This window comes from Sandaracinobacteroides sp. (assembly GCF_057137845.1).
In genome coordinates, this window is sequence record NZ_DBNHFX010000040.1 from 1 (window position 1) to 10,074 (window position 10,074).

Sequence of the window (10,074 nt, forward strand, 5' to 3'; positions counted from 1 at the left end):
TCGACCTGGTTGTAGCTGCCATAGGTCGCCCTGGCGCGGCCGCTGAATTCATGGCCGAGGCGCTTCGTCACATATTTGATCGCGCCGCCGATGGTGTTGCGGCCATAGAGCGTGCCTTGCGGCCCGCGCAGCACTTCGATGCGCTCGACGTCGAAGATATCCAGCACGGCGCCTTGCGGGCGGGCGACATAGACGTCATCGACATAAAGGCCGACGCCCGGCTCGAAGCCCCACAGCGGATCCTGCTGGCCGACGCCACGGATGAACGCGATCAGGGTGGAGTTGGAGCCGCGCGCGACGGCCGTCGTCATGTTCGGGGCCTGGCGCTGCAGCGAGGTAATGTCGGGCGCGCCCTGCGCTTCCAGTGCCGAACCGGAAACCGCAGTCACGGAAATCGGAACGTCGATCAGGCTTTCGTCGCGGCGGCGGGCCGACACGATGATGACATTCTCGTCGGCATCGTTGCTGACGGAAACATTCTGCGCGTAGGCGGCCGTCGTGGCCGGCGCCGCCAGCGACGCCGCCAGTGCAAGGAACGAAGCCTTGTGCGAAAGGGAATGGAACAGGTTCATCTCACTCTCCGGATTCAGGCACTTTTTCGCGCCTTGCTGGTTGCCCCGCTTCGGTACGGACTTGCGGAATACTGGTTCGTTGAATTACTGAAACATGAATCGACATTCAACTTCAATTCTGATCCAACATGCCCCCCGGCAGGAGAATGCCCGTGGCCGATGCAACAAAGACACAGTCAGAAGGCCAGGACGCCGACCGTTCCCCCCGAACAGAGCGTGGCAGGCGCGCGCTTCGCGCACTGCTGGATGCGGCAACACAGGAATTCGGCGCGCGCGGCTTTCATGCAACCGGCATCACCGACATTACCCGCCGGGCCGGCATGGCGCTGGGCAGTTTCTACACCTACTTCCCCAGCAAGGAAGGAATCTTCCGCGCCGTGGTGACTGACCTTTCAGCGCAGGTGAAGGCGCAGGTGGCCCCGCATGTGGCAACAGCGCCCGATGCGCTGGCGAAAGAACGCGCGGCCTTCGATCATTTTCTGGCGTTCGTGCGTGAAAACCAGTTCATCTACCGCATCATCGACGAGGCGGAGTTCGTCGCCCCGGATGTCTATCGCGAACATTACCGTTCGACCGTCGCGCGCATGGCCGAGCGGTTGCGCGCCGGGGCGCAAGGCGGCGAACTGCGCGACGACCTTGGCGAGGTAGAGGCCTGGGCGATCGCCGGAATGAACGTATTTCTGGGCCTGCGCTATGGCGTCTGGAGCGAAGGCGAAGATCTGAACGAAGTGCGTAACCGCGCGCACGCACTGGTGGCCGACGGCCTGCGGAAACGCTGAGCCGCAAAAATCAGGGCAGGAAGCGCGCCGCCAGATCGCGGGCGATGCGGGCCGGACGGCGCGTCGCCGTGTCGATGCAGCACCAGCTCGATTTCACTTCCGCAAGAATGGTATCGCCGCGCTGGATCATCGTTGTGAAGAAGGCCCGGCTGCCCTGCACGCCGGTTGCGATGACTTCGGCCAGCACCGAGTCATCCAGAAACGCGGGCGCGCGGTAGCTGATCTCATGCTTCAGCGCGACCCAGAGGTGATTCGTCACCGCTTCGGCAGGTGCAACCTTTTCCCAGTAGCTGATGACCGCGTCCTGCACCCACCGCAGATAGACTGCGTTGTTCACATGCCCCATGAAATCAATGTCGTCGGGCTGGATGTGAATATCGTACTGATACATCTCGGCGGTTCCGGTTGACCCTTTCGCACGGCCGGAAAGGATGGCCGTGTGTTGCAGGGATGTAACCCCTGTCGCTGCAATGCACAAGGGATGCGGCATGAAGGCGCAATGCGCCCTACCCCCGCTTCAGGGTTGCCAGCCGGTCTGCCGCTCAACCTCGGCCCAGACGAGCTGCCCCAACCGGGTCGCGATCGGGCCGGGCGCGCCGTTGCCGACGGCCTTCCCGTCGATCGTCACGACGGGAAGCAGCGGCACGGTCGTCGATGTTACCAGCAGTTCGCTGGCGGCCTGCGCTTCGGCCTGCGTGAATGGCCGCTCGATCACCTCGATCTGCGCCTGCCTTGCCTGCCGCAGCAACTGCCCGCGCGCGATCCCTGCCAATATGCTGGCGGAAACCGGATGCGTGATCAGCCGCCCCTTGGCATCGACCATATAGACGTTGGTGGACGACCCTTCCGTGATGTCGTCGCCGCGCACGAACAGGGCTTCGAACGCGCCTCCCTCGCGGGCTTCCTGCTTTGCCAGAACAGCGGGCAGCAGCCCGGTCGTCTTCAGGTCGCAACGCGCCCAGCGCTGGTCGGGAAGCGTCATCACCGCGATGCCGCGCGCCAGTTGCCCCACGCGCTGCCGGAAATCGAAACGGCGCACGGTCATCACCAGGGTCGGCCTGATCCCGGCCGGAAACGCATGGTCTCGTCGTGCTGCTCCACGGCTGATCTGTACATACAGCAACCCGTCGGCATAGCGGCTCTGGTGCAGCAGCCGCTGTGCGATCGCGCCCAGCGCCGCATCCGATGGAACGCCGTCGATGAACAATGCCGCAAGGCCCCGGCGCAGCCGCTCGATATGGCCATCGAAATCAAGGAACCGGCCGTTCAGGAAGGCCACCACCTCGTAGATGCTGTCAGCGAACTGAAAGCCGCGGTCCTCGACCGAAACGGCGGCTTCATCGATCGGGCCGTAGCGGCCGTTCACATAGGCGATTGCGGGCATGGTTCAGGCGTTAGCCGCCGGCCGGTTCGCGCGCAATCGGCAGGCGCAAACCACCGGCGGCTTAATGCTCGTGCGGGCCAAGAGTCTTGTGCAGGCGCGCATCGTGGGTGCGGAAATGGTCGGTGAACCACACTTCAAGTGCAGCGGTCATACGGCCGGCGGCTTCGGCGTCGCCCGGGCGCGCTTCGTCCATGATGTCGCGCAGCGTGTCCAGCAATTGCTCGTGGTCGGCCTTGTGCGGCGGATATTCGCCATACCCGGCGCGCCGCATCTGCTTTTCCTCGAGCGCGAAGTGCGCGGAAACCGCCCGATACAAATCCCCCAGACAACGATCGACGTCAGCCTCGGGCCTTCCTTCGATGATGTCGGCGACGGCCGTGTTCACCAGATCGATCAGTTCCCGGTGCTCGTGGTCGACCGCCGGGTCGCCGACGCTGTATTCCGGTTTCCAGACGATGGCAGCCACAACCCGTCCTTTCAGCCTAGTGCAGGAAGAAACCACCCCGCAGGGGGTCGAAGTCTATGGCGACACTCTGCTCAGGGGCAAGGCGGATGTCGAAGCTGGCCTTATGGGTGAACCCTTTCACGGCGGGATCGTCGTTCAGCCTCAGTTCCACATGGTGGGTGCCGCCTGGCAGCACGATTCGATGATAAATGCGCGACGGGCCGCTGCCGAACAGGCCGCTCGGCTTCAGATCGGTTGCCAGTTCGGTGCGGCCGTCGACATCCATCTCGATGCGCACCGGCGCACGATGCCGTTCGCAGACCTTCGCCGCGCGCATGTTCTTCGGCAAGCTAGCCAGTTCGTCGGCGGTGCGTTCCCGACAGTTGCGGGCGCCGGAATGGGTAAAGCTAAGCCGCACGAGGCCGGTATCCGGCGGCAGGCTTTGCCACTCAGGCTTGCCCGACAACACGGCGGCACCGAAAAACAGCGGCACCGAGATTACCGCGCCGCCGATCAGATGATGCGCCCGTCCGCGCCAGTCGATGCCAAGCGATTTCATGATTTCCGGCCCCGGTTGCGCGCAGCGGCCTCTGCTTCGGCAGCCTCGCCCTCTCCCAGCGGGCGGACGTGGTCGTAGGTGGGCAGCGCGCCGACTGCAGCCGAGAATGCCGCCAGTTCGGTGTCCAGACGCGGCCTTTCCGTCGCGCCGGCCCAGATCGCCGCCAGACGCTCACGCGGCACGCGCGTGCGGAGATAGGGATCGCGGGTACGGGCGATGCGAGCCAGCGTCCAGTTGCGGCCATGGCGGTTGAAACAGTCGCGCTCGGCGCAGCCCGCCACCGCCACGCCATCGGCCAGCCCGCGGCTGATGATGTAGTCGATCAGCGAAGGCGGCGCCATGGCAACGCAGGGAAGCACCACCCGGCCGGGCGCCGCGCTTTGTGCCGCCCCGTGCGAACAGGCGATCGTCAGGATGCGCCCTGTGCCCTGCAACTGACGCGATGCCTCGATCACTTCCGCGCGGACCTTGGCAAGCGGGCGGTCAGGCAGATCGATCCCCGTGACCAGATCACCAGACCGGCGGAACGGTGTCGACGACGGGCAGGCGCCCATGCAGATGCCGCAGGCGACGCATCGATCAGGATCCACCCGCGCTTCAAAGGCGAACGGCAGGTCATCCGAGCGCGGGGCAAGCTGTATCGCGCCGTAGGGGCAATCCTCGACGCAGTGCGAGCAGCCGTTACAGTGATCGAGGAATACTTCCGCTGCACCCTGTTCGCGCCGTGCCGGAAGCCACGGCAGGCCAGCCAGCAACATCGACAGGCCGATTGCACCCGCCCAGACGGCACCCGCCGGCACAGTCTCGATCACGGGATAGAGCGAGAGGTAAAACCAGTCGATCCCGACCCGCGCCGGGAAAGTGGCCAGATCGGCCGCCGGGCCAAGCGGTGCCGGCCGGATCAACGCCACTACCAGCAGGGACGCAAGCGTGATCGCCGCAAGTCCGCGCGGGGGCTTCGTCCGGGCCAGCGCGATCCGCTGGATATGGATCCACATCATCAGCAGCAGCAGCAACGGAATGGCGATGTGCAGAAACACCATCAGGGTGAAGAAGCGGCTGGAAAGATTCTGCGGCGACAGGAAATTCCGTGCGATCGGTTCTGCAAATATGCCTACACTGTCAAGCAGTTCGGAACTGACCACTGCAACATATTGGGCGAGATTGTCCCACACCAGCCAGAACCCGGTGATGCCCGAAAGATACACGAACCAGATCACCGGAACCCCGGTGAACCATGAAAACCAGCGCTTGCCGCGATAGCGATCCAGCGACCACTCCCGCAGCAGGTGGGTGAACATCACCAGCACCATCAAGTCAGAGGCATAGCGGTGGAAACTGCGCGCAACGCCCGCGTGCCACCACTGATCGGTGCTGATCCAGACGATCGACTGGTGCGCCGCCTCGACGCCGGTATCGAAGAAGATGAACAGATACATGCCGGTTGCGGCAACGATCCAGAACAGGAACCAGCCAAGCGGGCCCAACTGGGCCAGGGGGTTCCAGTCGGCCCCGAAAACCTTGTCGAGCAGCCGTTCCACGCGGTCGAAGCCGCGAGCCACACTGTTGCGCAATCCCATGCTCAAACCGGCCTGCCCTCTGTCATGCTCCCCCCTGTCATGTGCTGGGCCCGGCGGCGCCCTCGCCACAATCTGAAGATGATGAACCCCGATATCAGAAGGGAAACGGCACCGAAGAAAATGCCGAAGAAAATGCCATAATCGAAACGGTAAGCGCCGGTCAGCGGGTTGTAAACCGTGCACAGAAAGTTGATGCGGTCCACCAGATCTTCCGGCGCCATCGAGCGGGTGCGCGTGCCCAGCACCAGCTCTTTCAGCGGCTCTGTCAGAACAGGCAGCGGGAAGGCATCGCCATAGACTTGCCGATACACACGCCCTTGCGCATCGAGGATGCTCGTCTGGGTTACATGATCGAACCCGCGCGCGGCAGCCGTGAAGGAAAAGCCCAGTTCCTTCAGCAGCGCGGCGGTCGTCGCCTCGTCGGCGCTGGCGACGTGCCAGTCGCGGATTCCGGCGATCCGGTGGGTTCCGGCAAAGGCCGCCAGACGGGTCGGCGTATCGCCGCTGGCGTCGAACCCGAACGTCAGGACAGCAAATGATCCATCACCAATGGCCTTGCGCGCCGCTGTTACCTGTTTGCGAAGATGATCGGTGGTGATGGGGCAAACCGTCGCGCAACTGGTGAACACCAGCGACACGACCAGCGGGCGCCCACGCAGGTCCGCCAGCGCCAGCGCCTTGCCGTTCTGATCGACAAGGACATGATTGCCGGTCTGGTTGCCAACGGCCGCCTGGCTTGCATCATAGGCAATTTCCGCATCGAGCTTTTCCCGGGCGGAGGCGCCCGAGGCCAGCACCAACGCAACACCAAGCGCCGCCAAAAGCCTTCTCAGAACAGCCATGCCACCGTCTTGTCGAGAACCACGCCCAGCGAGAGCAGCGCGAAATAGCCGAGCGAAGCGGCAAAGGTAGCCCATGCCGCCCTGATCGACGGTGTGCGCATCAACTGCCAGCTTGCGCCCAGAAACCATGCCCCCGCCACCAGCGCCGCAATCCCATAGGTCAGCCCCATGCCATAGAGGAGCGGCCCGAACGACAGCAACACCAGCGCCAGCACATGCGCGAAGATCACCGGTCCCCATGTGGAAGCGTCGGTTTCGACCGGCAGCATCGGGATGCCGGCGTTTCGATAATCATCCGCCTTGGCATAGGCGAGCGCCCAGAAATGCGGCGGCGTCCACAGGAACAGCACCGCCGCCAGCAGGATCGGCACTGGCCCAAGCGCCGGCTCGAACGGGTCGGCAGCGGCCGCTGCGCCCGCCAGCAGCGCAAAGCTGCCGGCCGCCCCGCCGATGACGACGTTCCAGACCGTCCGCCGTTTCAGCACCAGCGTATAGATAACCCCGTAAGTGACTGCACCCAGAAACACCAGGGCGGCAGCCAGCGTGCCGCCGACTGCCCACCCCATCAACAGCGATGCCGCCAGCAATGCGCCAAACGTCAGCGGCCAGATAGCACCTGCGCGCAGCGTGCCGGTGGCGAACGGGCGGCCCGCCGTGCGCGCCATCAGCCGGTCGCTTTCGCGTTCGAAATACTGGTTGAAGGCACCGGCAGCGCCCGATGCCCCCAACACGGCCAGCGTGAATACCAGAGCCTCGATCCAACCCAGCCGGTTACCACCGGTCAGGATTCCGACGAGTGCGGCGAGGGCGATGAAGGTTCCGATCCTGAGCTTCAGGATCGAAACCGTCATGGCAAGGGCGGTGCGCATCGCGATACCTCCTTTGCTGCCGAGGCTCAGCGGAACAGCCAGAGTTCCGACAGATACTTCCAGTTCACGAAGTAATAGAGGACGAAGCAGGCAAAGAAGATGCTGACGAGGATAATCGTCCCCGGCAGTTTCAGCGTGCCTTCAGAGCCATATTCGCTGACTGCCTCGCGGCTCTTTTCGTGCAGCGGGAAGATCAGTTTCGCGCCGGCCTTGTCTAGGCGCGGACCGCCGAGGATCGACCCGACGATGATCGCGATGAACATCAGCCCGCCGAGTGCGGCCATCACCGCCGACACCCCGTTCAGCCCCATCATCAGGTAAGCGGCCGACGGGAACTCGAAACGGTGGGACGCGTCGGTCAGCGACATGTCCCAGTGGCGCCGGGGTACGCCCAGCGTGCCCGCGCCCATCATGAACAGCGAAATACCGCCCGCACCAAGCCCGAACACATAGGGTTGCAGCTTGGCGAGCTTCGGCCAGAGAATATCACGCTGGAAGATCAGCGGCACGACGAGATACGTCATCGCCATGAACGCCAGCGTGGTGCCTGCAACCACGGTGCCGTGGAAGTGGCCGGGAACATAGATGGTGTTGTGCATCAGCACGTTAAGTTGCTCGGTGCCCAGCACCACGCCCGAAATGCCGCCGATGAACCCGAACATCACCAGGCTGAGGAACATGCCCGCGAACGCCGGGTTGCCCCAGGGTGCCTTGGTCAGCCACTCGAACGCGCCACGGGTGAAGCCGTTGCGGCGCTGCGCCGCCTCGACCGCGCCCGGAACCGTCAGGCCGTGGATCATCGAGCCCATGACCGCCAGATACATCATGTAGCTGGTGTTCACGATCTTCCAGCTCGACGACATGCCCGGCTCGGCGAGGATGTGGTGCGCCGAGGCAAGTTGCAGAAACAGGATGTACATGAAGAACGCCATGCGGCTGACCTTTTCGGACAGCGGCTTGGCGCCGATCACCATGGCGGCGATCGCATACCAGATCGACACATGCGCCGAGACGTTGATCTGCTGGCTGGAGTGGCCCATGCCCCACCAGACAACCTTGTACATCAGCGTGTCGATGTTGGTGATCAGCCCCAGCGACCAGAGCCAGGTCGGGATCAGAATGATTGCACCCGACGCCAGCGTGAACACCGCGATGATCGCTGCCGTGATCGCGCCGAACGTCACCAGCGGCACCGAGCCGTTGTAGGTTTTCTCGGCCTTGGCGACGACGAGCGTGCCGAAGAACACGAAAACCGCAATCAGCGCGCCCACCGCAAAAATGATCAGCGACAGATAGAACCAGTGCGACGCCTGCATCGGCGGATACGAGGTGAACATCACCGACGAATCCCCGCGCAGCACCGCATAGTTCGCAAGCACCGCACCGGCCACCATCAGGATAAAGCCAAGCCAGGCCATTTTGGGCGCGGCCAACCTGCTTCCCAATATCACGGCAGACGCGAAATAGAGCACGGCGATTTCGAAGAAGATGATCCAGAACAGCAGCACGTTCGCGCCGTGCCCCGTCAGCATCAGGTAGAACCAGTCTGCCGGCAGCAACTGCACGGCCGGCCAGCGCGTCAACGCCACCATCAGGCCCATAAGCCCGCCAAGCGCAAGGAAAAGCACCGCCGCCACCGCATTCACCTTGATCAGGCGCTCGGCATTGGCTTCGATCTTCAGGCCCGAGAAGCGGCAGGTCCGCCAACTCGTCTCAGCGCCGGCGATCGGCGCTGCGGCATAATCAATGCTGGTCATTGGCTTCCTCCCTCAGTCGACGACCCGGATACGGCCGGTCATGGTGTGATGGCCGATGCCGCAGAACTCGTTGCAGACGATCCCGAAGGTTCCACTCTGGGTAGGCGTCAGCGTGATGACGTGTTCATATTCGGGGTGCACCGAGATGTTGATGTTCGTCGGTTGCAGCGAAAACCCGTGCTGCCAGTCAGCCGACGACATGTGGAAACGATAGCTTTTCCCCTTCTTCAGTTCGAGGATCGGCCAGAATTCCCAAAGTCGCGCCAGCATATAGACATCCTCGCCGGCGGGCGGGCGGACGACGGGCACGCCTTCCTCTTCGACAAGATTGCCGCTGGCGTCTTTGGCCTGATATTTTTCGGCAAACGCCTCGACCTTGGCGGCATAGGCCGACGGCGACACCTTGTAGGTCTCGGACGAGAGGTTCTGCTGGCCGATAAAGTGCCAGGCGATCATGAAGAAGAACATGAACAGCCCCCAGAGGAAGGCGATCACGATCCACGCGAGTTCGATTCCGTGGATCGGTTCCTTCCACCAGTAGCGGTTTGATGGAGGCGAAATGGCCATGACGCGGTCTCCTCGCTCAGTTGCCGATGGGAATCGAGGCGATCTCCATGATCCCCCAGATCAGGTAGAGCACCGTCGGGATCGTGACCCCGAGAAACAGAAGCAGGAACGGATTATCCAGAATCTGCTGCATCACCGGCACGGGCTCGGGCTCGGGTTCCTTTTCTCCGGCGTTGCCGGGCGTGTTCTCGGCCATCAGTCACTCCCCATCCGTCGACGGGCAGACGGCCGCGATGGCCGGCTGCACTGATTTCCGGCGCCGCCGCCGTGGCTGCGCCGGATATACCTGCTGTCCTGCCCGACAGTTGCCAGGCAGGACTGCAGTGCAGGCCATGGGCCGCGCGCGAATGATGTTTCGACAGAAGCGATTAAGGTTTGATTCAGATCAAACCCGAACGCGTGGCCCGCAATCAACGCTGAAAATCATGTCGCATCCTGCTCTCCGGCAGGCCGGGCGCTGGATGTCAGTGGTCGTGTTCGACGTGCGCCGACCAGATGCTGTGCGAGTCGATCCTGATTTTCAGCAACGCCCGGTCGGCTTCGGATCGGGCCAGAATCTCCGCCCGGCGGGCATCTCCGGCCAGCCTGCGGGAAATCAGCAGATCGGCAAGGTCGATCTCGCCCAACTGGTATCCGCGCTCGGTGCGCCGCTCGGCTTCGGTTGCAGCGGCAGCGGATTCCTGTGCCCGCCGCCACCCATCCAGCCGCATGCGGGCGTTC

At 63.5% G+C, this 10,074-nt stretch carries 12 protein-coding genes and 1 pseudogene; 1 reads left to right on the forward strand and 12 read right to left on the reverse strand.

Annotated elements, in window-relative coordinates; translation table 11 throughout:
* A partial coding sequence (locus AC16JP_RS01855) for a TonB-dependent receptor plug domain-containing protein (protein ID WP_484338899.1) occupies positions 1-572 on the reverse strand: 572 nt, incomplete at its 3' end.
* A 146-nt stretch (positions 573-718) separates the two neighbouring features.
* On the opposite strand from AC16JP_RS01855, the gene AC16JP_RS01860 reads away from it, so the two are divergent.
* Positions 719-1,351, forward strand: a complete 633-nt coding sequence (locus tag AC16JP_RS01860) for a TetR/AcrR family transcriptional regulator (RefSeq protein ID WP_484338900.1) — start codon at positions 719-721, stop codon at positions 1,349-1,351.
* 10 nt (positions 1,352-1,361) lie between these two features.
* Here AC16JP_RS01860 and AC16JP_RS01865 read toward each other — a convergent pair whose 3' ends face one another.
* From AC16JP_RS01865 to AC16JP_RS01915, 11 genes and pseudogenes are all read right to left on the reverse strand, one after another.
* Positions 1,362-1,742 carry an acyl-CoA thioesterase gene (locus AC16JP_RS01865; RefSeq protein WP_484338901.1) on the reverse strand — a complete coding sequence of 127 codons (381 nt, stop codon included), beginning with the start codon at positions 1,740-1,742 and terminating at the stop codon, positions 1,362-1,364.
* A 126-nt stretch (positions 1,743-1,868) separates the two neighbouring features.
* Positions 1,869-2,735, reverse strand: a complete 867-nt coding sequence (locus AC16JP_RS01870) for an aminotransferase class IV (protein ID WP_484338902.1) — start codon at positions 2,733-2,735, stop codon at positions 1,869-1,871.
* Between the two features lie 61 nt (positions 2,736-2,796).
* Positions 2,797-3,201 carry a bacteriohemerythrin gene (locus tag AC16JP_RS01875; protein ID WP_484338903.1) on the reverse strand — a complete coding sequence of 135 codons (405 nt, stop codon included), beginning with the start codon at positions 3,199-3,201 and terminating at the stop codon, positions 2,797-2,799.
* Positions 3,202-3,217: 16 nt separating this feature from the next.
* Entirely contained in the window at positions 3,218-3,739 is a 522-nt protein-coding gene (locus AC16JP_RS01880) for a hypothetical protein (protein ID WP_484338904.1), read from the reverse strand.
* Complete coding sequence (locus tag AC16JP_RS01885) at positions 3,736-5,319, reverse strand: cytochrome b N-terminal domain-containing protein (protein WP_484338910.1); 1,584 nt, start codon at positions 5,317-5,319, stop codon at positions 3,736-3,738. Before AC16JP_RS01885 ends, AC16JP_RS01880 begins: the two co-directional genes overlap by 4 nt.
* 2 nt (positions 5,320-5,321) lie before the next feature.
* Positions 5,322-6,161, reverse strand: coding sequence for an SCO family protein (locus AC16JP_RS01890; RefSeq protein ID WP_484338905.1), 840 nt, complete (start codon positions 6,159-6,161; stop codon positions 5,322-5,324).
* Positions 6,149-7,030, reverse strand: coding sequence for a heme o synthase (cyoE, locus tag AC16JP_RS01895; RefSeq protein ID WP_484338906.1), 882 nt, complete (start codon positions 7,028-7,030; stop codon positions 6,149-6,151). Before cyoE ends, AC16JP_RS01890 begins: the two co-directional genes overlap by 13 nt.
* Before the next feature lie 26 nt (positions 7,031-7,056).
* Positions 7,057-8,787, reverse strand: a complete 1,731-nt coding sequence (locus tag AC16JP_RS01900) for a cbb3-type cytochrome c oxidase subunit I (protein WP_484338907.1) — start codon at positions 8,785-8,787, stop codon at positions 7,057-7,059.
* Between the two features lie 12 nt (positions 8,788-8,799).
* Positions 8,800-9,354, reverse strand: a complete 555-nt coding sequence (locus tag AC16JP_RS01905) for a hypothetical protein (protein WP_484338908.1) — start codon at positions 9,352-9,354, stop codon at positions 8,800-8,802.
* Between the two features lie 16 nt (positions 9,355-9,370).
* A complete protein-coding gene (locus AC16JP_RS01910; RefSeq protein ID WP_484338909.1) occupies positions 9,371-9,550 on the reverse strand; it encodes a hypothetical protein in 180 nt (59 codons plus the stop codon).
* A gap of 268 nt (positions 9,551-9,818) precedes the next feature.
* Positions 9,819-10,074, reverse strand: a pseudogene (locus AC16JP_RS01915) (TolC family protein); the annotation flags it as partial.

Coding starts and splice junctions, on each gene's coding strand:
- cyoE (WP_484338906.1), bottom strand. CDS start 7,030: ATGCGCACCGCCCTTGCCATGACGGTTTCGATCCTGAAGCTCAGGATC.
- AC16JP_RS01860 (WP_484338900.1), top strand. CDS start 719: ATGCCCGTGGCCGATGCAACAAAGACACAGTCAGAAGGCCAGGACGCC.
- AC16JP_RS01900 (WP_484338907.1), bottom strand. CDS start 8,787: ATGACCAGCATTGATTATGCCGCAGCGCCGATCGCCGGCGCTGAGACG.
- AC16JP_RS01905 (WP_484338908.1), bottom strand. CDS start 9,354: ATGGCCATTTCGCCTCCATCAAACCGCTACTGGTGGAAGGAACCGATC.
- AC16JP_RS01865 (WP_484338901.1), bottom strand. CDS start 1,742: ATGTATCAGTACGATATTCACATCCAGCCCGACGACATTGATTTCATG.
- AC16JP_RS01890 (WP_484338905.1), bottom strand. CDS start 6,161: ATGGCTGTTCTGAGAAGGCTTTTGGCGGCGCTTGGTGTTGCGTTGGTG.
- AC16JP_RS01880 (WP_484338904.1), bottom strand. CDS start 3,739: ATGAAATCGCTTGGCATCGACTGGCGCGGACGGGCGCATCATCTGATC.
- AC16JP_RS01885 (WP_484338910.1), bottom strand. CDS start 5,319: ATGGGATTGCGCAACAGTGTGGCTCGCGGCTTCGACCGCGTGGAACGG.
- AC16JP_RS01910 (WP_484338909.1), bottom strand. CDS start 9,550: ATGGCCGAGAACACGCCCGGCAACGCCGGAGAAAAGGAACCCGAGCCC.
- AC16JP_RS01870 (WP_484338902.1), bottom strand. CDS start 2,735: ATGCCCGCAATCGCCTATGTGAACGGCCGCTACGGCCCGATCGATGAA.